Consider the following 24,955-nt stretch of genomic DNA (forward strand, 5'->3'; position numbering starts at 1 on the left):
TCAGTGGCCCGATGCCGCGCGTGCGGTCTCGGGGAATTCTTCTGCGCGGACCGGGGCTGCCCCGGTCCGCTCCATGTGCATGCTGTTTTCTTGGGTGACCGCGTGATCGCGAAACAGGAATTCCGCGCGATCACCCTTGCCTGCCGCAATCGCTTCGACGATCGAATGATGCTGCCGGTGGGCATAGAACAGCAGGTCGAACACCGTGCGCTTGTCCAGATGCGCAAAGGCAATGGCGCGCGGCGCCGCGAAGGGCACCAGGTTGCAGCGCGCGGCCAGCTCTTCGAGCAACGGGATCCGCGCGCCGGCCAGCACCAGGGCATGGAAGCGCGCGTTCATTTCACCGTAGCGCAGTTCTTCGTCGACCGTGATGACGCGTTCGGTAAACAGCGCGTCGCCTTCGGCCAGGCAGGCACGCAGGCCATCCAGGATGTCGGGCGACGCGCCCCGCTCGGCCAGGGTGCGTGCCGCCATGCCTTCGAGCGACGCCCGCAGGCGCAGCGCATCCAGTGACTCGTCAGGCGTGAAGGCGCGCACGGCATAGCCCCGCTGCCCCGAGCGGACCAGCAGGCCTTCTTGTGCAAGCACGGGCAGGGCCTGGCGGATCGGCATGCGCGAGGTGCCCAGGCGCAGGGCGAGTTCGGCCTCGCGCAGGCGTTCGTCGGGCGCGAGTTCGCCATTCAGGATCATTTCCCGAAGCTGCAAGGTAGTGGACGTCGGTCGAAGCATGATTTGGCCGTTTGGGATCCCGAAATGATTGTACCCATAAGACGATGCCCGTAATACCGGCATGCATTCGGGTAAACACTCCCCGTTGACGCGGCTTGGGATCCCGAATAGGCTGTCACCAGCTTGATCGTTCCGGATTTTTCACGGATCGACGGCATCGGGGATCCCACGCAAGGATCCCGTGCAATGCATCCATCATGACCCGGCGCCATGCAGCGACCGGGCACCCGCCCTCAGGAGACACCCGGTGCGGCCACGTTTGTTCGACGTCCTTGTTGCCGCGGTGCGGCCCCTGACACCCCAGGTCAATGAATACCTGCTGCGTGCGCCCGATGGCGGTCCGCTGCCCGCCTACGAGGCCGGCGCCCACATCGAACTGCATTGGACGATGCCCGATGGCGAACCCATGCTGCGGCACTATTCCCTGATCGGCGGCGACGCCCTGCGCGACGATCCCCCAGGCACCTGGCGGATTGCCGTGCAGCGGGAAGACCGCGCGCGCGGTTCCGCCGATATTCATCGCCGCTTCGTTCCGGGCATGACGCTGACGTGCTCCCACCCCCTCCATCACTTCCGTATTGACCGCCGCGATGGCCACAGTGTGCTGATCGCTGGCGGCATCGGCATCACGCCGATCCTGTCGATGCTGCGCAGCGTGGCGCGGCGAGGGTGCAGCTTCGACATGGTCTACACCGCGCGATCCGCGGAACGCATGGCGTATCGGCAGGAGGTCGAGACGCTGGCCGGCACGCATGGGCGGCTGCATGACACCGGCACGCAAGGCCGCCTGGATCTGATCGCCTATCTGGCCGCGCAACCCGCCGGCGCGACCGCGTATGTGTGCGGCCCCGCATCGCTGATCCAGGCCGTGAAAGACGCCGCCGCATCGCTGGGCTGGGATCCCGCCCGGGTGCGCAGCGAAACGTTTGCCGCCGCGCCGTCCGCTGACGACGTGGGATTCGACGTGGAGTTGCGCGCATCGGGACGCACGTTGCGGGTGCCCGCCGGCGCGACCATCCTGGACACACTGACCGCTGCCGGGCTCCACCCCTTGTACGACTGCCGGCGTGGCGAATGCGGGCTCTGTCCGGTGCCCGTGCTGGCGGCCGACGGTCCGCTGCGCCACCGCGACCGTTATCTGTCGGCCGACGAACGCGCGGCCGGCAAAAGCCTGTGTATCTGCGTGTCGCGCTTGCAGGGCGACCTGCTGGTGCTGGACGCGTAAAGCCATTCTTGAAGGAGTTGCCATGTCCGCCGTCATTCCCCTGCGCCGCGCCGAACCCGCATTCGAGCCGGGCGGCTTTGCCAATCATGCGACGCCCGCCGTGCGCAATTGCTGGTACGTGGCCGGCCGCGGCAGCGAGATCAGCCGGGACCTGATGCGCCGCAAACTGCTGGGCGTGGACGTGGCGCTGTACCGCACGCTGGCCGGCGAACCCGTTGCGGTTCGCAACCGGTGTCCGCATCGATCGTTTCCGCTGGCCAAGGGCAAGCTTGACGGCGACATCCTGGTGTGCGGCTACCACGGCATGCAGTTCGACTCGTCGGGCCAGTGCGTCAACATGCCGTCCATGCCCACGACACCCACGCACGCCAGCGTGCGCACCTACCCCTGTGCCGAACGCGGGCCGCTGGTGTGGATCTGGATGGGCAACCCCGACCTGGCCGATCCGGCCCTGATCCCCGACACGCATTGGCTGAACGATCCCGCATGGGCCAGCGTGACGGGCGACTTCCACATGAAATCCGACTACGTGTCCATGCACGAGAACCTGCTGGATCAGACGCACTTTCCCTTCCTGCATCCGGGCACGGTCGGCACGCCGGAATACGCGCGGTCCAAGCTAGACGTGCGTGAAGAAGACGACCGCGTCATCATCCATCGCGCGCTGCGCAACTCGCCCCCGCCAGGCATCTACGGCGTGCCGGCCGAGATCATGCACAAGCGCGTCGACCGGTATTCGGACTCGCAGTTTGCGTCGCCCGCCATGCACGTTGCGTTCGCGCGCATCGTCGATCCGGAGCCCGATCACGGCCGGCCCTCGCAGTACCGCTTCAACATCACCCACCTGATCACGCCCGAAAGCGACGGCGCGATCCATTACTGGTGGTTCAACTCGCGCGACTTCAAACTGCACGACACCGACGCCGATGGTTTCCTCAAGGCCGCGTCCGAGCAGGCCTATCTGGAAGACGTGGATGCGCTGGAAGCCATCCTGGAAGTCGTCACGTCCGAAGACGAACCGCAGTTCGACCTGAACTTTGCCCCCGACAAGCCGGGCCTGCTCATGCGCAGGATCCTGCACCGACGCGCGGCCGAGGAAGCAGGCCACCCGGCCTGACCCCGACCGCCTTGACCGGTTACGTGCTTCGGGCAGACACGACCTGCCTGGCCGATCACTGCCACCGGACCACCACCGAGGAGACGTACCCATGACATCCAATCGCGGCGTTGCCTATATCGGGCAGGGCAAGGTCGAAGTCCAGAACATTCCCTACCCCAAACTCGAAGATCCGCGCGGCCGGCGCATCGATCACGGCGTGATCCTGAAGGTCGTATCGACCAACATCTGCGGGTCCGACCAGCACATGGTGCGGGGCCGCACCACCGCCGAAGAGGGACTGATCCTCGGGCACGAAATCACGGGCGAAGTGATCGAGGCCGGCAAGGATGTCGAGATGCTCAAGATCGGCGATCTGGTCTCGGTCCCCTTCAACGTGGCGTGCGGCCGCTGCCGCACGTGCAAGGAACAGCACACCGGCGTGTGCCTGACGGTGAACCCGTCACGCGCGGGCGGCGCCTATGGCTATGTGGACATGGGCGGCTGGGTCGGTGGCCAGGCCGAATTCGTGATGGTCCCGTATGCCGACTTCAACCTGCTGCGCTTTCCGGACAAGGACCAGGCCATGTCCAAGATCCGCGACCTGACCTGCCTGTCGGACATCCTGCCCACCGGCTATCACGGCGCGGTCACGGCCGGTGTCGGCCCGGGCAGCACGGTGTATGTGGCCGGCGCCGGACCGGTCGGACTGGCCGCCGCGGCGTCGGCACGATTGCTCGGCGCCGCGGTGGTCATCATTGGCGACGTCAACCCGGTGCGGCTGGAACACCCCAAGCGCCTGGGCTACGAGACGGTCGACCTGTCGCTGGACGTGTCCCTGGCCGACCAGATCACGCAGATCCTGGGCGAGCCGGAAGTCGACAGCGCGGTCGATGCTGTCGGCTTCGAAGCGCGCGGACACGGGCACGCGGGCGCGCAGGAAGAAGCGCCGGCCACCGTGCTGAATTCGTTGATGGAAGTCACGCGCGCCGCCGGCCGCATCGGCATCCCGGGCCTGTATGTAACGGATGATCCGGGCGCTGCCGACAGCGCCGCGCGCAAGGGCGCGCTCAGCGTGCGCTTCGGGCTGGGCTGGGCCAAGTCCCATTCGTTTTTCACGGGCCAGACGCCGGTCATGAAATACAACCGTGCGCTGATGCAGGCGATTCTGTGGGACCGCATCAAGATTGCCGAGACGGTGGGCGTCGAAGTGATCTCATTGGATGAGGCGCCCAAGGGCTATGCCGAATTCGATTCGGGTGCGCCCAAGAAGATTGTGATCGACCCGCACGGCATGCTGGCTTAACAGGTGTAAGCAGCGGGCGGCGCGGGTTGTTTGAGGGCGCCCGCCCGCTCGTCAAAGCAGTTGACGACGTCAACGATCACCTGCCGAGGGCCTGCCCCCGGCATCGAACACACCTGCCCGGTCAAGGTCCAGCCGAGGCTGCCGGCCTGGTCCCTTCAGTCGCAGCGTGCGCTCATGCCGCCGTCCACCACGATCTCGGTGGCGGTAATGAAGCGGGCTTCGTCTGACGCCAGGAACAGCGCGGCGTTGGCCGTGTCGCGGCCGTCTCCCATCCAGCCCAGCGGAATGCGCGCCTGGCGTTGCTGCAGCAGCGCGTCGACATCACCCTCTGCACGCTGGCCGGCCAGGCGCACTTCCACCATGGGCGTATGCATCTGCCCCGGCACCACCGTGTTCACGCGAATGTTCTTCTTTCCGTACTGCACCGCCACGACCTTTGAAAACTGGATGATGCCGGCCTTGGCGCTCGCATAGCCGATCTGCGCCGAGCCCGTCCAGCGCGTGCCCGACGCGGACGACATGTTCACGATCGATCCGCCGCCTTGCGCTTCCATGATGGGCAGCACGTGCTTGCAGGTCAGGAAAACGCTCTTCAGGTTGAAGTCGATCTGGCGGTCCCAGTCGGCCTCGCTCAATTCCACCGGACCGCCCTTGGCCGATCCGCCCACGTTGTTGACCAGGATGTCGATGCGGCCGTACGTGGCCTGGCACTGCTGGACCATGGCGGCCACCTCGTCCGCCGACATGACGTCGCAGGTCCATGGCGTGACCTCGCCGCCGAATTCGGCAATGCGGGCCAGGGTTTCCTGCATGGCGTCCATGTCACGGTCGACGGCAAACACACGGGCGCCTTCCTGCGCGAACCGCACTGCCGCCGCGCGGCCATTACCCCAGCCCGGCCCGACGCAACCCGCGCCGGTGATGATGGCAACCTTGCCTTCGAGTCTTCTTGTCATGGTGTCTCCTGGTGTTGTGTGTGGTGTTGTGTGTGCCGGTGCCGCGCTGGCAGTCAGCCGGAAACTTCGACGAATAAGCAAAACGTATCGCTCCCTGGCATGCACCGCACTCAACGGCAAAACGATTGCGGCATCGGCCATTGGCGAGCCGACCACCGGCGCGGTCGTGACGTCGGCCGCGTATCGCACCGCCCTGCCCGATCGGCCCAACGCCGCGGGCACGGCCATCGATCAGGCCACGCCAGACTATTGCGAAGTCCTGGTCGACATCAAGCCCGTCGACCCGACTGCGCCGCTGATCAAGTCCCAGGTGAACCTGCCGACCAGCTGGAATGGCAAGAAGCTGCAGTTCGGCGGTGGCGGCTACAACGGCGTGTTGAACACCGGCGTGCAGCAGAGCCGCAATGCGGGGCCGGAAACGCCCTTCCCACTGACGCAGGGCTACCTGACTGCCGGCACCGACTCGGGCCACCAGAACACCACGACCGTCCATCCAGCCGCATTCGCGTTGAATGACGAGGCACTGGCCAACTTCGCCTATGCGTCCTACAAGAAAACGCACGACGTGGCGGTGCAGCTTGGCAGCACCTACTACGCGAACCGTCCGCTCAAAAGCTACTACCTGGGCGGCTCGCAAGGCGGGCGGGAAGGCCTGATGATGGCGCAGCGTTATCCCAACGACTTCGACGGCATCATCACCATCGACCCCGTCATCAACGCAACCGCGCTGTGGACTTTCCAGAACAGTTTCGGCGGCGTGCAGAGCGCCCCCGGCAGCTGGCTGGGCAACAAGAATCAGTTGATCCATGACACGATCGCCGCGGCCTGCGATGCGCAGGACGGCATTGCCGACAACGTGGTCAGCAACTACCTGACGTGCAAGCCGCTGGCCGACGCCGCCCTCGCGGCCAAGCGCTGCCCGTCGGGCGCGGACGAAGGTCCGGCGTGCTTCTCCGACGGCCAGCTGGCAGCCGTGAAGTGGGCCTATACGGGCTACACCTTCCCGTTCGCGCTGGCCAATGGCATCACGTCGTATGCCGGCTATGTGTACGGGTCGGAACTGGTCCCGGGCAACTTTTCGAACTGGGTCACGGGTACCGTGCCGCCAACCGCAGGCGATCCGGATGCGATCGCAGGCATCGGCCGCAGCTATCTGTTCGGCAGCTATTACGTGCGCTACTTCATTGCCAGGAACCCGTCGTTCAATGCACTGAACTACAACCCGGCCGCCTTCCAGGCGCGGGTGCAGGCCGTGTCCGCGATGATCGATGCGACCAATCCGGATCTGACGGCGTTCTTCAATCGTGGCGGCAAGATCATTCTGCGTGAAGACCTGGGCGACAAAGGCCAGAGCCCGCAGACCGGCCTGGATTACTGGAACGCGGTGGGCGCCAGGATGGGCAAGGACAAGACGGAGCAGTTCTTTGCGGCCTATGTGGCGACGGGCTTGCCGCATACATCGGGCGGCGTGCCAGCCGGGTCGGCCAACGCGCCCACCTACGGCATTCCCGGCCGCGTGGACTTGCTGGCGCCGCTGGAAGCGTGGGTGGAACGGGGCGTGAAGCCGGCGGACAGCATGACGCTGACCAACCGCGATGCCCTGCCGCCGTATGCGGTGACGGCGTCCAAGCCGATGTGCCGCTACCCGATGTTCCCGCGCTATGTCGGGACGACGCCAGCAGGGGGGAATGTGGCGTCCAACTACACGTGCGTGGCGGGCTAACGCGCGTATTCCTAAGACGCCGCGTTCACCCGGTTCGGGCAGGGCGTGCTCTCGATGAAGTGGCGCAGATTGACGAGTGTCGCCGTCGAGATTTCCCGTAGCGCTTCCACCGTGAAAAAGCCCTGATGTCCGGTCACCAATACATTGGGGAAGGTCATCAGGCGCTGGAAGACATCATCGTCGATGATCTCTCCCGAGCGGTCCTGGAAGAACAGCGCGCCCTCCTGCTCGTACACGTCGATGGCAAGGTGACCCAACTGCCGGGATTTGAGCGCCTTGATCACGGCGGTGGTATCCACCAAAGCGCCACGCGACGTGTTGACCAGCATCGCACCCGCCTTCATGCGTGACAGCGCAGCAGCATCGATCATGTGCTTTGACGCTTCGGTCAGCGGGCAATGCAGCGTCACGATGTCGGACCGGGCCAGCAGCTCTTCCAGTGGCGCCATGTGTCCGAGCGGTTCGAACAGCGGCGATGGGTAAGGGTCGCAGCCAAGCACCGTGCAACCCATGCCATGAAAGATCCGCGCCGTTGCCAGACCGATCTTGCCGGTGCCGACGATGCCCACCGTCTTGCCGTGCAGGGTGCTGCCAAGCAGGCCTTCCAGCATGAAGTTGCCGTCACGCACCCGGTTGTAGGCCCGATGGGTCTGGCGGTTGAGCGTCATGACCAGCGCCAGCGTATGTTCCGCCACCGCTTCGGGCGAGTAGGACGGGACCCGGGCCACGAACAGGCCGAGGTCGAGCGCGACCGTCAGGTCCACATTGTTGAAGCCGGCACATCGCAACAATACGGCGCCGACGCCAAGCCCGGCCAGGGCATGCAGCGCCGGCGCATCAAGGCGATCATTCACAAAGACGCAGACGGCCTGGCAACCGTGCGCCAGCGCGGCGGTGTCGGCGTCGAGTGCGACGTCGAAGTAGACAAGCTCGGTCGGGGGTGACGTGGGCGACGCGCCATTGGCTTCATCAAGAAACCGGCGGTCATAGGAACGGGCGCTGAAGACGGCAACTTTCATGGCGACCTCGGGTTCGGCAGGACGGCGGTGGAGACGGTCCACGGCTGCCTGGCCGACACCATACAACAGGCACCGTCTGGCCGTCGATCATGCCAGGGCCACCATGAAGGCCCGCCAGTGCCATCACGACTATGCGTTCAACCACGCCTTCATGGCTGCCGTGACCTGCCCCGGTTCTTCCATCGTGCTCATGTGACCGGAATTTTCGATCACGCTCAATGTTGAGCGGGGCAGCACCGCATGCATGTCTTCATGGCGGGACAGCGGGCTCCAGCTGTCGTCACGTCCGCAGAGCACCAACGTCGGCACCTGGATGCCCGCCAGTTGTCCACTGGCATCGGGCCGGTGGATCAGGGCGTTGATCTGCGCGGCAAAGATATCGGGCGTTTTGCGCTCGATCATCTGCAGCACCGCTTCAAACACCGGCCCGTCCACACGCGATGGATGCACCATGCCGGGCGCCCACTTCAGGCCAAGCGCCCGCATGCCGTCCTTGCGCGCTGTTTCCAGCAGGGCATATCGCCCTTTCTTTTCGCCCTCGCCCACAAAGCCGGGCACCAGCGCCTGATAGCCCGTGTCCATCAATGCCAGTCGCGTCACCCGTTCGGGCGCAAGCCGGATGACTTCCAGCGCCACCCGCCCGCCCATGCTGTGGCCGGCCACGGCCAGCGGTCCGGCTGGTGCCAGCGACAACGCGATCTGCGCCATCTCGGTAATGGATGACGCGCTGCCGTAATCGGCAACGATGCAGTCCGCCTGATCACCCAGTTCGGCGATCTGCGGTTCCCAGACGGCGGCATCACACAGCAGCCCCGGCAACAGAAGTAGAGGTTGGGCGCTCACGATCGCCGGCTCCTAAAAAGTATGCGAAATGAATGGGGTTCAGACAGCGGGGTCAGGCAGCGGCTTCGGCCAGCCCGATCAGCGCCGACAGTTGTTCCGGATGCGCCAGCAGATCACGGCTGTCGCCAGACCAGCTGACGCGGCCACGATCCAGCACGGTCGCGCGCTCGGTCAGTTCCAGCGCCAGCGCCGCATGCTGCTCGACCAGCACAATGCCCAGTTCGCCTTCCTGATGCAGGCGGCGAAAGGCATCGACCAGCCCATCGACAATGATCGGCGCCAGGCCTTCGAAAGGCTCATCCAGCAGCAGCACCGCCGGGTTGCCGATCAGCGCACGGCCGATCGCCAGCATCTGCTGTTCCCCGCCCGACAACTGGTTGCCCATGTTGCGGCGGCGTTCGTACAGACGCGGGAACAGGTCATAGATGCGTTCCAGCGTCCATGATCCCGCTCGGGTCGCGACCACCAGGTTTTCTTCCACGCTGAGCGACGGAAATATTTCCCGTTCCTGCGACACCAGGCCCAGACCGCGCCGCGCCCGCACATGGCTGGGCCACTTGCCGATGTCTTCGCCGCGATAGCGCACGGTACCGCTGCGCACGTCGGTCAAGCCCATCAGTGTACTGATCAACGTGGATTTTCCCACGCCATTGCGACCCAGCAGCGCGACAGCCTCGCCCTGGCCGACGCGGAACGACACGCCTTCCAGGATGGCGATGTCGCCATAGCCGGCAAACACGTCATCGACAGTCAACAGATCGTTCATGGATGACGTCCTCCGCCCAGGTACACATCGCGCACCAGCTTGCTGCTGCGCACTTCGTCGACCGGCCCTTCCAGCAGCACCGCGCCTTCCACCAGCACGGTGATCTGCTTGGCAAAACGGAAGACCAGCTCCATGTCATGTTCGATGACCAGCGTGGCCACATCGGGCGGCAGGCGTTCCAGCAGTTCGAACAGACGTTTGCCTTCGGTGGACGGCACGCCTGCCACCGGTTCGTCCAGCAACAGCACCTTGGGCCGCAAGGCCAGCGCCAGTGCAATCTCGACCAGCCGGCGTTGCCCGTAGGCCAGGTCGTTGACGGTGCGACCGACCAAGTCGATCAGGCCAAGCGAGCTCAACAGTTGCGCGGCCTCGTCCATCAGTTCCGGCCGATGCTGCAACGGCCGCCCCATGCTGCCGTCCACGCCATGCGCCGCGGCCAGCGCCAGACCCACGTTTTCGCCCACGGTCAGCTTGCCGAACAGGGAATTGATCTGGAAGGTGCGGCCCAGACCCAGCTTGACGCGGCGCTCGGGCGTGCGGCCGGTCAGCAGCTCGCCGCCCAGCCACATCTTGCCGCTGCTGGGCGGAACCAGCCCGGTGATCAAGTGCACCAGCGTGCTCTTGCCCGCACCGTTGGGGCCGATCAGCGCATGACGCGCGCCGGGCTGCAGTTCCAGGTTGACGTCGCGGGTAACATGCAGCGCGCCGTAGCGTTTGTTGATGCCTTGCAGTTGCAGCGCCGGGGTCATGCCTTCGTCCTCTGGAAGCGTTCGGTCCAGCCGCTCAAGCCGCGGGGCGCATACCGCACCACCAGGATCAACAGCACGCCCAGTGCGGCCAGCCAGTTGGTCGGATCGATCGCGGCCGCGCGGTCGGACAACAGCACGAAGATGATCGCGCCAAAGAACGCGCCATACAGCCGTCCGGTACCGCCCAGCGCCAGCATGACCAGCACATTGGCCGAGAGCGTAAACGACAAGGTGTCGAGCCCGACGATGCGATTGATCTGCGCCGACAAGGCGCCCGCCACCCCGGCGATGGCGGCAGACAGCGCATACACCGCCAGCAGCCGCGCCCGCACCGGCACGCCCAGCATGCGCATGCGCACGGGATTCTCGCGAATGCCCTGCACGGTCAGGCCGAAGGGCGAGTTCACGATCCACATGAGCAGCGCGTAGACCAGCACCAGCACCACGCCCGCGTACAGGAAGCCGACCTTGCCATACACATCGAACTCGAACAGCCCGAGCACCGACGACACCGAATAGCCGGTCAGGCCATCGTCGCCTGCAGTCACGGTCTTGGCCACGTTGGCCAGTTCCAGCAACACGGTGGCGACCGTCAGCGTCAGCATGATCTGCGTCAGCCCCTGCGTGCGCAGGATCGCCATGCCCGACACCAGTCCCACCAGCGCCGCGACCGCCGCGGCCACCAGCAGCCCGGTCAGGGGTTCGGGGCTGACATGCAGGGCGAACAGCCCGGCGGCATACGCACCCACGCCAAAGAAGGCGGCATGTCCCAGCGATTCGATACCGCCATAGCCCAGGGACAAATCCAGCGACAGTGCAAAAATGATCATGATCAATACCGTGGTCGCAAGGACCAGGTACAGATCGCCAAGGAACCAGGTCGCGGCCGCAGCGGCCAGCAGGCCGAGATCGACCCACGTGAACCGTTGCCGCCGGAACGACCGGGCGGTGACGTCAGGCATGGCGCCCTCCTGTCGGATTGAGGGGACTGCGGACTTGAGCGCGCTCATGCCGGCGCCACCAGGCCACGAGGCCGCAAAAGCAGAATGACCAGCACGCTGATGTAGATCACGAAGCCGCCAATGGCTGGCAGGTAATAGCGCCCCAGCGTATCCAGCACCCCGAGCAGCAAGGCGGCATAGAACGATCCGCGCAGGCTGCCGAGGCCGCCCACCGCCACCACGATCAGCACCAGGACCAGGTACTTCAGGCCGTAGTACGGTTCCAGCGGCAACAGTTGCGCGCCCAGGGCGCCGCCCAGCGCGGCCAGGCCGCAACCGATCGCGAACGTGCTGGCGAACACCACTGGCACGTTGATGCCGACGCAGCGTGCCATGCGCGGATTGTCGACCGATGCCCGCAGGCTGGCGCCGAAGGTGGTGTGTTCCAGGCTGAACCACAACAGCGCGGCGACGATGCCGCTGACCGCCATCAGAAACACGCGATAGATGGACACGTCGATCGGGCCGAGCTGCCAGTTGCCGGCCAGGGACGCCGGCAGGGTCAGGCTCTGGATCTGCGGACCGGCCAGGTTCTTGATGATCGCGGTGGCGATGAAAGCCATCCCGATCGTCATGAGCAGCTGGCCCAGGTCATTGCTGCGATACACCCACCGGTACAGCGTGCGTTCCAGCAGCGCGCCCACCAGCACGGTCCCGACCACCGCGAGCGGCACGGCGGCGTAGAAGTTCACGCCCTGCGCCTGCATCAGGTACAGCGCCAGGTAGCCGCCGATCATCGCGAAGGTCGAGTGGGCAAGGTTGACCACCCGCATGACCCCGAGCGTGATCGTCAGTCCGACCGAGATGAGGAACAGCGTCATCCCGTAGGCCAGGCTGTCGATCAGCAGCGAGATCAGCGTGGCAAGAGCATTCGGCATGGAATCGCCTTACTTGCGGTTGAGTTCGTGCCAGGGATCCTTGACGGCCGGGAAGGTGCTGAACGCCACATTGCCCAACTTGCCGTCGACCTTCTCGACCTTGCGCATGTAGATGTTCTGCACGACTTCACGCGTGTCCGGATCGATCGAGATGGGGCCGCGCGGGCTGTCCCATTTCGCGGTCTTGGCGGCGGCCATGGCCTTGTCGCCGTCCTTCTTGCCGTCGGTCGCCTTGACCATCTGCGCGATCAGCCGCATGCCGTCATAGGCCGCGACCGACGCAATGCTGGGCAACGCATCGGCGCCGAACTTCTGCTTGTAGGCGGCCACGAACGACTTGTTGACCGGGTTGTCCAGGTACGGCGTGTAGTGCAGCGCGGTCACCAGGCCCAGAGCGGCATCGCCCACCACCGGCAGGTCGGATTCCTGCGATTCATTGGTGGCCAGCAGCGTGACGCCCGCCTTGTCGAGGCCGCGATCCTTGAATGCCTTGATGAAGCCGGCCGACATCGGACCGACCGGCATGAACATGAACACATACTGCACGCCCGCGTCACGCACACGCTGCAGATAGGTCGAGAAATCGGTGGTGCCCAGCGGCACTTTGATCTCGGCCGCGACCTCGCCGCCCTGCTTCTTGAAGGTGGACCCGAAGGCTTCCAGCGCGTCATAGCCCGGCGCATAGTCGGCGGCCACGATGACCGCTTTCTTGGCGCCCTGCTGCACGGCCCAGGTCACGAGCGGCACGCTGACAGCCCACTGCGTGAAGCCCAGGCGCACGAAGTACGGCGACTTGTCGGTCACGCTGGACGTACCGGAGTTCAGCACCACATACGGCGTCTTGGTCTGGTTGACGATGTCAACGGTGCCCAGGACCGTGGGCGTGAACACGCCGCCGATCAGGTATTGCGCGCGATCCCGCACCGTCAGTTCCTGCGCCAGCTGGCGCGTGCGCTGCGGGCTGGTGCCGGCTTCGTCGCGCGGCAGCACGGTCAGGGTGTGATTGCCGACCTTGTTGCCATTCTGGGCAAGATACATGTCGACCCCGCGCTGGTACTCCTGGCCCCACCAGGAATAGACACCCGAGAACTGCGACATGAGGCCGATCTTGATGTCATCGGCATGGGCGGCGCTTGCGGCGAACAGCGTCGCGCCGGCAAGCAGGCAACGCCCGAGGGCGCGCGGAATGGCGTAAGGAAAGGGGGTCATGGTCGTCTCCTGTGACGCTCTCTGGCATCGTTGGCGGGGGTGCACGAGGGTGTCACCATCCGCCGTCAGCATGCCAGCACGCCGCGGCGTCAGCCAATGCCAAAGCAGAGGCGAGCAATGCGTTTTGCTTATACCCCTCGTTTTCCCCGCCGCGCGGCGGAGGGGGATTACCCTAGGTCGGCAGCGGTATCGCGCAGGGCATCGAGCAAGAAGGCAACGCCCGGGGACGGCAAGTAATCGGTGCGCGTGGTGAGCCCGATGGCGCGCGTCGTCATGCGCACGGTCACGGGCAGCAGCGCCAGCAGACCCGCCTTGACCTCGCGGCTGATCTGCCGCGGCGACATCAGCACGACACGATCGCTTTCCATCAGCAGGGCCTGCGTCAGCGCCGGACTGTTGACCTGCAGCCCGCTGGTGGGCGGCGAGAGGCCGTCGCTATGGAAGGCGCGTTCGAACGCGGACTGCGCCGGGGTATTGGGCATGGGCAGGATCCACGAGGCGTGGACCAGGTCAGCCAGCCCGCGCAGCATTCTGCCCTGCAAGGGATGTCCCTGCCGCACCACCACCGCCAGCTCGTCGTCAAACAAGGGTTCCTGGTGCAGGTCGTCGGCGGGCGGCGGCTGGCGCAGTGCGCCGATCACCATGTCCAGCTCGGCATGACGCAGCCGGTGCAGCAGCGTTTCGTACGTGCCGTCGACGATCGTGACATTGACCGCCGGGTGATTGGCCAGCAGCCGTTCCACCGCACGCGGCACGAACAGGCCGGTGGAAAACGGCAAGGTCCCGATCACCACGCGGCCTTGCAATTGACCGACGCGCGACGCCAGGTCGGCGCTGGCGCTATCCAGTTCGAACCACAGCAGGCGCGCATGGCGCAGCAGCGCATCGCCGGGTTCGGTCAGGCGCATGCCCCGCGCGGACCGATGGAACAGCCGCACGCCAGCCAGATGTTCCAGCTGCGCAATGGCTTGGGTGACGGCCGGCTGGCTGATGCCGAGCGCTTCGGCGCAGCGGCTTTCACTGCCGGCCGCATCCAGGGCCATCAGTATGCTGAGGTGTCGGTAGCCCGCCTGCGTTTCCAGCTGCGATTCGCTGCGGTGATGCGCCAGCCGATGGCCCGCCGCCAGTTGCGTCACGCCGCGGTCGGCGGCGCGCAGCTGGGCAAAGGCGCGCTTCAGGCGGGCATCCAGCACCTGGCCCAGTTCGGTCAGTTCCATGCCCCGTGCGCTGCGATCGAACAGCGTCATGTCGAGCAACGCTTCCACGTCCCGCACTGCACGCGCCACCGCAGGTTGCGACAGGAACAGCGACGCGGCCGCACGCGCCGTGCTGCCGTGCTCGGCCACGGCACGCACCGCGCGCAGCTTCTTCAAGTGCGGCGTCAGCGTGCGCATGAAGGTGGGCCTGAACGCATCAGCGGCAGGCCTCGGACCACTGCAGCGTCGTGCCGCCGCGTGCGCCTGTCTCGCGCAGTTCGATGTCTTAGCAGCCGGCCGGGTAGTTGGCGTCGGGTCATGTCAGGAAGCGGCGGAGGGCGTGGGGGCCGATTATAGAGAGGCAGTCGTGCGGGACGGCAGCAGTGGATACCCCCGACGCCATGGTTGCGGCAGTGGTTGCGGCAATGGTTGCCCGCCTTGCCCTGCGCGGCCTCATTACGGAAGCAATGGCCAACGCGGCCGCCGGATCCGCGTGTAGGTCAGCGTATTCCAGTCCGGTGTGGCGACACCCGGCCCGCCCACATAGATCACGCGGCAGGCCAAAGGAGCGAAGGCCGCATGAAAATGCTGCGCGGATTTGACGATCACGATGCGCTGCGACGCCAGCGCGCAGCCCATGCCCGTGAACAGGTCCGTATGCATGGCCTGATCGCGCGCCGACACCAGCACGATGCGGATGCCATCCGCGTGCACCAGGGCCGCATCGCCCAAGGGCACCGGGCTGCCGGTCAGGCCCGTCATCGTGTAGGCGGGGCGCAAGGCTTCCACATGGCAGTGCAGGTCCACCGGGTCGCCCGACAAGGGGCCTGTCTTGCCGCCGATGCGCAGAGGCAGGCGCGCGCCCACCCCGGCTTCAAACGCGATGCGCACCGCGCCCGGATCCCACAAGGGGCCCAGCGCCACGTCGCGCACGCCGCGCGCCACCAGCCTTTGCAAAATGAAGGTCCCATCACCGGGCGCCCCGCTGCCGGGATTGTCGGGGCGGTCGGCCATGACCACCAGCCCGGGCGGCGCAGCCAGGGCTTCATCAATGGCATCGTCAACGCTGCGGAAGGCCACCTGCAAGTCGCTGCGCAGCGCAATCAATTCGTCGGCCAGTTGGCGCGCGAGGTGCGCCGCCGCTGCGGCGTCACCATCGTGATAGACCAGCACCTTGGTACCCATGTCGGGCACGTCGCCGGTTGCAAAGCCCTGTATGACCGAGATCGAGATGACGCCGTCCTGCCCTTCGCGCGCCCGAACGCGCGCCATATAGCCCTGCGCCGGTTCGCGCGTCGTGTGCATCGGCACGATCATGGCGCAATCGACCACGGCCGGGCACGCATGCAACCGCCCTTCATACAGGTCGATGCACCGGTCCACCAATTCTTCAGCCCGCTCAAGAATGTCAGTGTGCGGATATTCCTTGAATGCGATCAGCAGATCCGCCTGCGCCACCATCGCGTCGCTCAAGTGCGCATGCGGATCCAGCGTCGCGCCGACGATCACCCCGGGGCCGACCCGCTCGCGCACGCGCCGCAGCAGATCGCCTTCGCAATCTTCATAGCCATCGGCCACCATGGCACCGTGCAGGCCCAGCAGCACCATGTCCACGGGCAAGGCCGCATCCAGATCCGCCAGCAGTTCATCGCGCAAGCCTTCGTACGCGTCACGGGTAGTGGTGCCGCCCGGCGCAGCCGAAGCGACCATGCCTTCGATCACCTGCCAGCCCTCCGCCTTGCCTCGCTGGCGCGCGGCAATCAGCGGGCCGCCAAAGAACGTGACCTCGTCGGGATGCGTACCCGCCGCGAAATACAGATCCCCGCGATACGACGCCGCGCCCGTAGGCAAAGGCGAGAACGTATTGGTTTCCGCGCCAAGCGCGGCGACAAAAAGTTTCATGGAAGGCGCCGGGAGAGTTCGGCGGATTGTCGCAGATCCGGCCAACTTGTACGGCCGGACATACAATGTCGCCTTTGCGCGCCGGCATGCCCCTCCCCGCCAGCCGTCTTCCGCCCCGAGACCCCATGACTTCTTCTTCGCCACAGAAAGCCTTGCTGTGGATCGTTGCGTCTGCCTTCTTCATGCAGACCCTGGACACCACCATCGTCAACACGGCGCTGCCCGCCATGGCGCAGAACCTGGGTGTGTCCCCCTTGTCGATGCAACCGGTGATCGTGGCCTACAGCCTGACCATGGCCATGCTGATCCCGGCGTCAGGCTGGCTGGCCGACCGCTTCGGCACCCGCCAGGTCTACTTCTACGCCATTCTGATCTTCGTGCTGGGCTCGGTGTTCTGTGCGGCCGCCGGGTCCCTGAACCAGCTGATCGCGGCCCGGGTCATCCAGGGCATCGGCGGGTCGATGCTATTGCCGATCGGCCGGCTGGCCGTGCTGCGCAGCGTATCAAGCGAGCAATACATCACCGCCCTGTCCTTCATTTCCATTGCCGGCCAGGTCGGCCCGCTATTCGGTCCCACCCTCGGCGGCTTCCTGGTGCAGGCCGTGTCGTGGCACTGGATCTTCCTGATCAACGTGCCGATCGGCATCGTCGGCCTGCTGGCCGTGCGGCGCTATCTCAAGTCCGATGCCCTGCCCGACCCCCTGCCCTTCGACATCGTCGGGTGTGTGTTGCTGTCCGTGTGCATGGTCGCGTTCTCGCTCGCCATGGACGCGCCGCCTGATGCGCAGCGCGCGCTGTGGTGGACGGTCGGCATCGGCATCAGCGCTGCGTCGGCGCTGCTGTATGTGGCCCATGCCAAGCGCCGGCCGCATCCCCTTTTCCGTTTGGGCCTGTTCCGGGAACCCAACTTTTCGGTCGGCCTGATCGGCAACCTGGTGTGCCGGATCGGTTGCGCCGCGGTGCCATTCCTGTTGCCCCTGCTGATGCAATTGCAGCTGGGTTACTCGCCCTTGCAATCCGGCCTGATGATGCTGCCCGCCGCGATCGCCGGTGTCATTGCCAAGCCCTGCATCGGCCCCCTGGTGCGCCGCTACGGATATGAAACCTTCCTGCTCGTGAACACGCTGGTGACCGGCGTGGCCATCATGTCCTTCGCCGCCATTTCGCCCGGCTGGCCACTCGCGCTGGAAGTGCTGCAGCTCGCCATTTTCGGCGCCGCCAATTCCATGCAGTTCGCGGCCATGAACAGCGTCACGCTCAAGGGCCTGAAGCCGCACGATGCCGGCGCGGGCAATAGCCTGTTTTCGATGGTGCAGATGCTGGCCGTGGGCCTGGGTGTGACGCTGGGCGGCGGCCTGGTCGCGCTGTTTTCAGGCCAGCCGACCGGCACCGGCGCGGGCTTTGCGCTGACGTTCCTGGTGGTCGGCGCGATCACGCTGGTGTCGGCATGGATCTTCCGCAAGCTGGATCCCGCCACGACAACCAAGCCCGCGCCGGATGCGCGCAGCGCGGGGGCGCGGTAGGACAAATTGAACGCACTGCGGATTGACCGCCACTGAACAAGCTGATGAAGTTGCCGCATACCAGTGGGACGCGCTGCACCGTGGTTGCGTAGACATACAATTTTTTGTATATTTCAGGCATGGGTAATCCCAAACCGATCGAATTTCTAGGCAGTTCCCTAGTTGATCTGCGGGCGTTTTCAGCTGAAGCTCGCCAAGATGCCGGATTTCAGCTTGACCAAGTTCAGCACGGACTTGAGCCGGACGATTGAAAACCGATGACCGCAGTGGGGCCAGGCGTCAAAGAGATTCGGATAGACGACGGAACCGGAATATTCAGGGTCTTGTACGTGGCAAAGTTTTCTGACGCCGTTTACGTACTGCATTGCTTTCAAAAGAAAACTCAGCAAACTCGAAAGGCAGACGTCGACCTTGCAGCGACACGTTATCGCGCATTGTTGAAGGAGCGAAGAAAATGAATATTCGTCGGTTCGATAGTGTGTGGGACGCTCTTGAAGAGACCCCGCAAGAAGCGGCAAACATGAAGCTGCGTGCGCAACTGATGCGTCAATTGAAAGAGCATCTGGACCGTACGGCGATGACGCAAGCCGACGCCGCTGTGATGTTTGGTGTGACTCAGCCTCGGGTCTCAGACTTGAAGCGCGGCAAGGTCAATCTGTTCGGTCTGGACGCGCTGGTGAACATGGCCGCTGCGGCAGGCCTCCACGTTGAGCTGCGTGTTCTCGATCTCGTCTGACACTCGGATCTGCAGTCGGGCGTAATGCGTCACGCCCGACGGTCACGAGCCAAAATCACTTCAGCGCAACTCCGGTATCGGTCAGCGGTCAGGCTGTCTGCAGCACGTACGGACAGAACTGCACTCCGGAAGAGGGCAAACAGCGCCACGTATGCCCCGTGGCTACCGTTCACCCAGTAAATCAGTACCGTAGGAGTTGTCGACCGTGCATCGCCACTGGCCCTCTGCATTGCGGCCGAAAACGTAGGTGGCGCGGCGGGTGACGTGCGTAAGCGCACCGCTCGGGTCGGGGACTTCAAGGTGCGTTTCCATGATGACCAGCGCCGTGTCAGGCAACAACTGCTGCAATCGAAGGCGCAAGGCTATTACTTCAACAACGCGACCTACCCTGTTCCAGGCCACACGGTACGCAAAGGTTGATCGCCCGCCCCGCAGTCAGGACACCACAAAGGGCGTTCCGCCTCTGGCAACGACATGCATCCCCCCGACCCGGCCTGAGCGCCGGGTTTTTCATGGATGGCGTATGCCTGCAATTTCCCACGCCACCTGCGGCATCACCCACTCTGGGTACACTCCCCCAAAGCGTGCGCCAGTGCGGCGGGCGGCGATTCCAGCCGAAATTGCCCAAGCGGTGTCCATGCTCATTGAATCCCACTATGTGACGGGCGAAATTTTGCTGTCGGATGGCGGGCTGAACCTGACATGACGACGAGCAGGCTGCGCTAGAGCCAGGCATGGGCGACGTCAACGCCGCCCCACTGCAAGACATTCATGTCCACGCTTTCCGTTGCACGTCCAGCGGCGCATGCACCGCCATCAACTCGACAATCCAATCAATAAACACCCGCAGCTTCGCGCTCACATGGCGATTGGGCGGATAGGCGATGAACATGGGCATCGAATCCAGCCGCCAATTCTCGAACAGCGGCACCAGTGCGCCGGTGGCCTCGTGCGCCGCCGACATGTAATCGGGCAACCACATCACCCCGAGCCCCGCCAGGCCGGCGGTCAGATAGGCGTTGCCATCATCCACCGCCAACGCATGCCGGCCGTGCACCGTCACGCGTTCGTCGCCGCGGTGCATTGCGTACGGCAGGGGCTTGCCGGTGCGTGACCACAGGAAGCCGACGATGCGGTGCGAGCTGTCTTCCAGCGCCTTGGGGTGCTCGGGTGTACCCCAGCGTTCGAGGTAGGACGGCGCGGCAAAGACGCGCAGGCGCAGGTCACCCACGTGACGTGCGATCAGGGACTGGTCTTTCAGTGCGCCGCCGCGCACCACGCAGTCCACGTTTTCGTTGATCAAGTCCACGATCCGGTCGCTGACGCCCATGTCCAACTGGATGTCGGGGTAGCGCGCGTAGAAGTCGGGCAGGGCCGGGATCAGGATCATGTGCGCAAAGGGGCTGGGGACGTCGACACGCAGGCGGCCGCGGGGGGATGCCGCCGCGACGGACAGGCTGGTTTCGGCGTCGTCCATGTCGGCAAGCAGTTGCAGCACCCGTTCGTAGTAGGCCGCGCCGTCGGCCGTGACGTTGACCTGGCGCGTGGTGCGATTGAGCAGGCGCACGCGCAGCCGCGCTTCCAGTTGCTGGACCAGTTGCGTGACGGTGGTCTTGCTCATGTGCAGGGTCTCGGCGGCTTTGGTGAAGCTGCCGGTTTCCACGACTCGGGCAAAGGCCTGCATCGCGTCGAAACGGTCCATGGGGTCTCCCGCTGTGGATGGATTGTTTGGATTCTACAAACAGTGCTTCATTGCCTTGCGTGTTTATCGCCCGCAGCAGCGCCGATACAGTGGGGCCATGGTCGATACGGATCTCCCGTGACCCCCTGGTTGGAGCACCCTCATGACAACACGCGACGTCGTTTTTCCCCCGGGCCGGCATGCCTTGTATGAGCGCAATCGTTATTCACCCGCCGTGCGGTCTGATGGCTTGTTATTCGTATCCGGCCAGGTCGGCAGCCGCGATGATGGATCGCCCGAGCCCGATCTGCGCAAGCAGGTTGCCCTGGCGTTCGAGAACCTGAACGCGGTACTGAAGGCGGCTGACTGCACGTTTGACGATGTGGTCGACGTGACAGTGTTCATTGTCGATCCCGCTGAAAAGTTCGAGACCATCTGGGAAGTCGTGCCGACCTATTGGGGCGAGGCGCCCTTCCCCAACATCACCTGCGTCGGTGTGACCTGGCTGTATGGCTTTGACTTCGAAATCAAGGTGATTGCGAGGGTGCCGGAGGCGGACATTGCTCGCTGAAGTGGCCCGCCAGCAAATCGATCAGTACCCTGACTTTTCGGGACGGGTAGGCGCTTTGCGGGCGCAGCACATACATGCCCAGTTCGCGGGTGGTGTAGCGCGTCATGACGGGGACGAGCCGGCCGGCTTCAATGTGCGCGTGGGTCAGGAAGTCGGGTAGCGCCGCCAGGCCGACGCCTGCCAGCACCGCGGCCAGCACGGCGTCGCCGCAATCGGCGGTGAAGCGGCCGCGTGGCCGCACGGGCACGGGCGTGTCGCCGTCCATCAGCGGCCAGGTTTCGCCTTTGCGCATGGCGACTTCATGGTCGGCCAGGTCGTCGATGTGCTGCGGAGTGCCGCGCGCCGCCAGATAGTTGGGACTGGCAACGATCTGCGCGCGGAAGCTGAAGATGCGGCGTGCGATCAGGCTCGAGTCCTGCATCTGCCCGAGCCGGATCGCACAGTCGACCCCTTCGGCGACCAGGTCCACAAAACGATCGCTGTAGACGGTATCCACATGCAGCAAGGGATGCTGCCGGGCCAGCTCGGCCAGCACCGGCGCCAAGGCGACGATGCCGAACGACAGCGGCGCGGCAATGCGCAACTGGCCGCGCAGCTCGCCCTCGGGCGACAGGGCATCTTGCGCGACGGCCAGTTCGGTCACGACGCGGGTGGCATGGTCGCGAAAGGTAGCGCCTGCTTCCGTCAGCGTCGAACCCCGTGCGGTGCGCGACAGCAGCTGGGTACCCAGGGCGTCTTCCAGACGGGAGATGCGCCGGCTGACCACGGATTTGGAGACGCCCAGGCGGCGTGCACCGGGTGCAACCCCGCCGGCATCGGCGACTTCCACAAAGGTCTTTACGTCATCCAGGTCCACGAGCGTTCCTTGTTCAGCAACACTGAAGTCGCTTTTGTGAGGCTAGCGTAGCGGAATGCGAGCCTCTAGCATAGGTGGAACAGTGCAGCCAGCACGTCACTCACGACCGCTGCCGCACGACCTTTATCAAGGAACCTTTGCCATGATCCCGACTGCCACCCATGCCACCCCCCCGGCCGCGCCCACCCATTCGCCTGTCCAGGCGCCGCGCGCGATCGTCCACCGCACGCGCGGCCACGGCGGCGGTTTCATTACCCGGTTGATGAGCCCGTCTGACCTGGGCGAAGTGCTCAAGCCCTTTGTTTTCCTGGACCTGTTCCGGGCCGATCAGGCCACGCAACGCGCGATGGAAGCCCGCGGCGGCATGCCGATTCATCCGCACTCGGGCGTGGCGACCGTGACCGTGATCACCGAAGGCCGCATGCGGTTTGACGACCCGGACGCCGGCAAAGGCACCATCGGCTACGGCGGCGTGGAATGGATGCGCGCGGGCGGCGGGGTCTGGCACGGCAAGGAAATGACGACCGATGACGTCCCGCTGATCGAAGGTTTCCAGCTGTGGCTGGCGCTGCCCGATGCACTGGAAAACGGTCCGTCCGAAAGCCGCTACATCGAAGCGGCGGACATGCCGCAAGACGGGCCGGCGCGTGTGATCGTGGGCGAGTACAACGGCGTGCGCAGTCCGGTGCCGGCGCCCGATGGCATCAACTATCTGCTGGTGACCTTGGCCGCGGGCGAGACCTTTACCTACCAGCCGCCGGCCGGGCACACGGTCGGCTGGCTGGCGGTGTCGCAAGGCAAGCTGAGCACCGGGGCGACCCAGCCGAGCGCCGTAGCAGGTGACATGGTGGTGTTCGACAACAGCGGCGCAACGCTGCACTTGCAGGCAAGCGGCGACACGCCTGCAGTGTTCGTGCTGGGTTCGGCGGTGCCCCATCCGCACCCGCTGCACCTGGGCAATTACTCGGTGCACACCTCGGCCAAGGCACTGGAGATCGGCGAGAACCGCATCAAGGAACTCGGCCGCACGCTCAAGGCGCTGGGCGACCGGCGCACGGCCTCGGGGACGGTGCCGGTGCTGCGGTAAACCGCAGCGATGGCTGGGCGGCTGCCAGATAAGGCAGCCGCATCAAGCTGCGGATCCAGGGACTTGATCCAGGCATCGGATTCAGGCGGCCGGCCCGGACGTCGTGTGCGGCAACTGATTGAGAAAGTCCACCATCGCCCGCGCGACCTTCTCGGGCTGTTCCGGAATCAGGGCGTGGCCGGCATTGGCGATGCGCACGCTGGTGACCTGATCGCCCAGGTCATCGGCCAGCCGCCACCCGGTGCCTTCCGGCGCAAACGCGTCTTCTGCCGCCCACACATCCAGCAAGGGAACGCCCCCCGCCGCCCACCAGCCTTCGATGGGTGTGACCGCCTTGGCCGCGCGTTGCAGCCGCGCCGCGTCGGGGTACCAGCCATCGAGCCAGACCGACGCATCGTTGTCCTTCGCAAAGAAGGTGGCCTGCAACCAGGGCAGGCGTTGACTGTCGGGCAGGCTCAGGTCCAGGCACTGCTCCAGACCCTGGATCGCCAGGGGCGCGACCTTGCGCGGCCCGGCCGCAAGGATCATGACGGCGCGGACCAGATCCGGCCGGTCACCCGCCGCCACCCGTGCGATCCAGTTGCCAAACGCATGCCCGGCAATGACCGCCGGGCCGGCGCCATCGGACGCGATCACCGCCAGCACATCGGCCGCCAGGTCATGCAGCGACACGCCCTCGCGGGGCCCATCACTGCCGCCGATACCCCGGGGTGCCGGCCGCAGCACGCGATAGCCCGCCTCGACCAGCGAAGCCGCGATCTCGTCGAACTCATCACTCGCGCGGCCCAGCGACGGCAGGATCACGACCCGCGGACCCTGGCCCTGCGCCACGACGTCGATGCGCACCGGATGGTTGACGCCGTCATGCATTTCGTTGCGTTCGACAACAAGTCGGGTCCTCGCATTCATGGCAGTCATCCCTTACCCCTGCTTCAGGCCGATGGCCTTGATCAGCGGCAACAGCCGCTTGCGGTCGTCGCTCAGGTAGGTCGTGAAAGCGTCGGTGCCCATATAGGTGATCTCGGCGCCCTGCTCGCCCAGCTTGGCCTTCAGCGCAGGTTGCGCCATGACTTTTTCCATGGCGCTGGCCAGCTTTGCCAGTGCGGCGGGCGGTGTCCCGGCTGGGGCAAACAGCCCGTACCAGGATTCGGCGACGAGTCCCGGCACGCCCGCTTCTGCCGCCGTCGGGACATTGGGCAAGGCCGTGGATCGCGCGGATCCGGTCACGGCCAGCGCACGCAGGCGGCCGGCTTCCAGGTGCGCCAGTTGCGGCGTGATGTTGACGAAGCCCACCTGCACTTCATGGCCCAGCAGCGCAATGGTGCCCGGCGCCGCGCCGCGATACGGCACATGCGCCAGCTTGGCGCCCGTCAATTGATTGAACAGTTCGCCGCCCAGATGCGAGCCCGTGCCGTTGCCTGCCGACGCATAGTTGATCGCGCCCGGCTGGCGCTTGCCTTCATCGACCAGGTCCTTCAATGACTTGAGCGGACTGTCGGCCGGCACGCTGATGATGCCCGGCACCGTCACGAACATGGCCACGGGCACGAAGTCCTTGACCGCGTCGTAAGGCAATTGCGAGTTGATGGCCGGCTGCACGATCAGCGGCGCCTGCGTGCCCAGCAGCAGGGTGTAGCCATCGGCCGGCGACTTGGCGACGACGTTGGCGCCAATGACGGTGCCCCCGCCCGACTTTACGTCCACGATCACCTGCTGCCCCAGTTCGGCCGACAGCGCGGCCGACACTTCCCGCGCGATGGTATCGACCGGGCCGCCCGCCCCGTACGGGTTGACGAGGCGTATCGGCTTGGTGGGATAGGCGGCGGTCTGGGCGTGGCCCGCGGTGGCTGCCAACAGGCAGCCCGCCGCAACAAGCAGGCGTTGGATGATCATGGTTGTGTCT

The 24,955-nt window shown here is 65.4% G+C and carries 23 protein-coding genes and 2 pseudogenes; 10 read left to right on the forward strand and 15 right to left on the reverse strand.

The window, feature by feature from the left end:
• Nucleotides 1-729 carry a GntR family transcriptional regulator gene (locus HD883_RS16850; RefSeq protein WP_179583429.1) on the reverse strand — a complete coding sequence of 243 codons (729 nt, stop codon included), beginning with the start codon at nt 727-729 and terminating at the stop codon, nt 1-3.
• 247 nt (nt 730-976) lie between these two features.
• On the opposite strand from HD883_RS16850, the gene HD883_RS16855 reads away from it, so the two are divergent.
• From HD883_RS16855 to fdhA, 3 genes are all read left to right on the forward strand, one after another.
• Nucleotides 977-1,954 carry a PDR/VanB family oxidoreductase gene (locus HD883_RS16855; RefSeq protein WP_179583427.1) on the forward strand — a complete coding sequence of 326 codons (978 nt, stop codon included), beginning with the start codon at nt 977-979 and terminating at the stop codon, nt 1,952-1,954.
• A gap of 22 nt (nt 1,955-1,976) precedes the next feature.
• Nucleotides 1,977-3,071, forward strand: a complete 1,095-nt coding sequence (locus HD883_RS16860) for an aromatic ring-hydroxylating dioxygenase subunit alpha (RefSeq protein ID WP_179583425.1) — start codon at nt 1,977-1,979, stop codon at nt 3,069-3,071.
• Nucleotides 3,072-3,162: 91 nt separating this feature from the next.
• Nucleotides 3,163-4,356: a formaldehyde dehydrogenase, glutathione-independent gene (gene fdhA / locus HD883_RS16865; RefSeq protein WP_179583417.1), complete on the forward strand. Its 1,194-nt coding sequence runs from the start codon at nt 3,163-3,165 to the stop codon at nt 4,354-4,356.
• A gap of 155 nt (nt 4,357-4,511) precedes the next feature.
• Here fdhA and HD883_RS16870 read toward each other — a convergent pair whose 3' ends face one another.
• Entirely contained in the window at nt 4,512-5,312 is an 801-nt protein-coding gene (locus HD883_RS16870; RefSeq protein ID WP_179583415.1) for an SDR family NAD(P)-dependent oxidoreductase, read from the reverse strand.
• Between the two features lie 166 nt (nt 5,313-5,478).
• Here HD883_RS16870 and HD883_RS16875 point away from each other — a divergent pair, with 166 nt between their 5' ends.
• Nucleotides 5,479-7,035, forward strand: a complete 1,557-nt coding sequence (locus tag HD883_RS16875) for a tannase/feruloyl esterase family alpha/beta hydrolase (protein WP_179583413.1) — start codon at nt 5,479-5,481, stop codon at nt 7,033-7,035.
• Nucleotides 7,036-7,046: 11 nt separating this feature from the next.
• Here HD883_RS16875 and HD883_RS16880 read toward each other — a convergent pair whose 3' ends face one another.
• From HD883_RS16880 to HD883_RS16920, 9 genes are all read right to left on the reverse strand, one after another.
• Nucleotides 7,047-8,054, reverse strand: coding sequence for a 2-hydroxyacid dehydrogenase (locus tag HD883_RS16880; protein ID WP_179583411.1), 1,008 nt, complete (start codon nt 8,052-8,054; stop codon nt 7,047-7,049).
• Between the two features lie 129 nt (nt 8,055-8,183).
• The gene (locus HD883_RS16885; protein WP_179583410.1) at nt 8,184-8,897 is read right to left on the reverse strand and encodes an alpha/beta fold hydrolase; all 714 of its coding nucleotides are present in this window, start codon (nt 8,895-8,897) and stop codon (nt 8,184-8,186) included.
• A gap of 52 nt (nt 8,898-8,949) precedes the next feature.
• Nucleotides 8,950-9,663: an ABC transporter ATP-binding protein gene (locus HD883_RS16890; RefSeq protein WP_179583408.1), complete on the reverse strand. Its 714-nt coding sequence runs from the start codon at nt 9,661-9,663 to the stop codon at nt 8,950-8,952.
• Nucleotides 9,660-10,412, reverse strand: a complete 753-nt coding sequence (locus HD883_RS16895) for an ABC transporter ATP-binding protein (protein ID WP_179583406.1) — start codon at nt 10,410-10,412, stop codon at nt 9,660-9,662. Before HD883_RS16895 ends, HD883_RS16890 begins: the two co-directional genes overlap by 4 nt.
• On the reverse strand, nt 10,409-11,374 hold the full coding sequence (locus tag HD883_RS16900; RefSeq protein WP_179583404.1) for a branched-chain amino acid ABC transporter permease: 966 nt from the start codon (nt 11,372-11,374) through the stop codon (nt 10,409-10,411). The genes HD883_RS16895 and HD883_RS16900 overlap by 4 nt, the downstream gene beginning before the upstream one ends.
• Nucleotides 11,375-11,418: 44 nt before the next feature.
• Nucleotides 11,419-12,291: a branched-chain amino acid ABC transporter permease gene (locus HD883_RS16905; RefSeq protein WP_179583402.1), complete on the reverse strand. Its 873-nt coding sequence runs from the start codon at nt 12,289-12,291 to the stop codon at nt 11,419-11,421.
• A 9-nt stretch (nt 12,292-12,300) separates the two neighbouring features.
• Nucleotides 12,301-13,500 carry an ABC transporter substrate-binding protein gene (locus tag HD883_RS16910; RefSeq protein WP_179583400.1) on the reverse strand — a complete coding sequence of 400 codons (1,200 nt, stop codon included), beginning with the start codon at nt 13,498-13,500 and terminating at the stop codon, nt 12,301-12,303.
• Between the two features lie 167 nt (nt 13,501-13,667).
• Nucleotides 13,668-14,894: a LysR family transcriptional regulator gene (locus HD883_RS16915; RefSeq protein WP_179583398.1), complete on the reverse strand. Its 1,227-nt coding sequence runs from the start codon at nt 14,892-14,894 to the stop codon at nt 13,668-13,670.
• Nucleotides 14,895-15,152: 258 nt separating this feature from the next.
• Nucleotides 15,153-16,598 carry a M81 family metallopeptidase gene (locus HD883_RS16920; protein WP_179583397.1) on the reverse strand — a complete coding sequence of 482 codons (1,446 nt, stop codon included), beginning with the start codon at nt 16,596-16,598 and terminating at the stop codon, nt 15,153-15,155.
• Nucleotides 16,599-16,723: 125 nt separating this feature from the next.
• On the opposite strand from HD883_RS16920, the gene mdtD reads away from it, so the two are divergent.
• The 4 genes and pseudogenes from mdtD to HD883_RS27730 all read left to right on the forward strand — a co-directional run.
• Entirely contained in the window at nt 16,724-18,121 is a 1,398-nt protein-coding gene (gene mdtD / locus HD883_RS16925; RefSeq protein WP_179583395.1) for a multidrug transporter subunit MdtD, read from the forward strand.
• Nucleotides 18,122-18,240: 119 nt separating this feature from the next.
• Nucleotides 18,241-18,579 (forward strand): annotated as a pseudogene (locus HD883_RS16930) (type II toxin-antitoxin system RelE/ParE family toxin).
• Nucleotides 18,576-18,857: a helix-turn-helix domain-containing protein gene (locus tag HD883_RS16935; protein ID WP_179583393.1), complete on the forward strand. Its 282-nt coding sequence runs from the start codon at nt 18,576-18,578 to the stop codon at nt 18,855-18,857. Before HD883_RS16930 ends, HD883_RS16935 begins: the two are co-directional and overlap by 4 nt.
• 580 nt (nt 18,858-19,437) lie before the next feature.
• Nucleotides 19,438-19,563: pseudogene (locus HD883_RS27730) on the forward strand (short-chain dehydrogenase); the annotation flags it as partial.
• 63 nt (nt 19,564-19,626) lie between these two features.
• On the opposite strand, the gene HD883_RS16940 reads toward HD883_RS27730, so the two are convergent.
• Nucleotides 19,627-20,559 carry a LysR family transcriptional regulator gene (locus HD883_RS16940; protein ID WP_179583391.1) on the reverse strand — a complete coding sequence of 311 codons (933 nt, stop codon included), beginning with the start codon at nt 20,557-20,559 and terminating at the stop codon, nt 19,627-19,629.
• Between the two features lie 142 nt (nt 20,560-20,701).
• On the opposite strand from HD883_RS16940, the gene HD883_RS16945 reads away from it, so the two are divergent.
• Nucleotides 20,702-21,109 (forward strand): RidA family protein, encoded by a 408-nt coding sequence (locus HD883_RS16945; protein WP_179583389.1) that lies wholly within the window; start codon nt 20,702-20,704, stop codon nt 21,107-21,109.
• Here HD883_RS16945 and HD883_RS16950 read toward each other — a convergent pair.
• The gene (locus HD883_RS16950; RefSeq protein ID WP_179583388.1) at nt 21,066-21,965 is read right to left on the reverse strand and encodes a LysR family transcriptional regulator; all 900 of its coding nucleotides are present in this window, start codon (nt 21,963-21,965) and stop codon (nt 21,066-21,068) included. The two genes, HD883_RS16945 and HD883_RS16950, sit on opposite strands and share 44 nt — an antisense overlap.
• A gap of 142 nt (nt 21,966-22,107) precedes the next feature.
• Between HD883_RS16950 and HD883_RS16955 the strand changes: the two genes are divergently transcribed.
• Entirely contained in the window at nt 22,108-23,052 is a 945-nt protein-coding gene (locus HD883_RS16955; RefSeq protein WP_218863115.1) for a pirin family protein, read from the forward strand.
• An 81-nt stretch (nt 23,053-23,133) separates the two neighbouring features.
• Here the strand turns inward: HD883_RS16955 and HD883_RS16960 are convergent, their stop codons facing one another.
• A complete protein-coding gene (locus HD883_RS16960; protein WP_218863114.1) occupies nt 23,134-23,961 on the reverse strand; it encodes an alpha/beta fold hydrolase in 828 nt (275 codons plus the stop codon).
• Nucleotides 23,962-23,973: 12 nt separating this feature from the next.
• Nucleotides 23,974-24,945: a Bug family tripartite tricarboxylate transporter substrate binding protein gene (locus HD883_RS16965; RefSeq protein WP_179583386.1), complete on the reverse strand. Its 972-nt coding sequence runs from the start codon at nt 24,943-24,945 to the stop codon at nt 23,974-23,976.
• Nucleotides 24,946-24,955: the final 10 nt, after the last annotated feature.

The organism is Pigmentiphaga litoralis, assembly GCF_013408655.1.
In the GTDB taxonomy this organism is placed as follows: domain Bacteria; phylum Pseudomonadota; class Gammaproteobacteria; order Burkholderiales; family Burkholderiaceae_B; genus Pigmentiphaga; species Pigmentiphaga litoralis_A.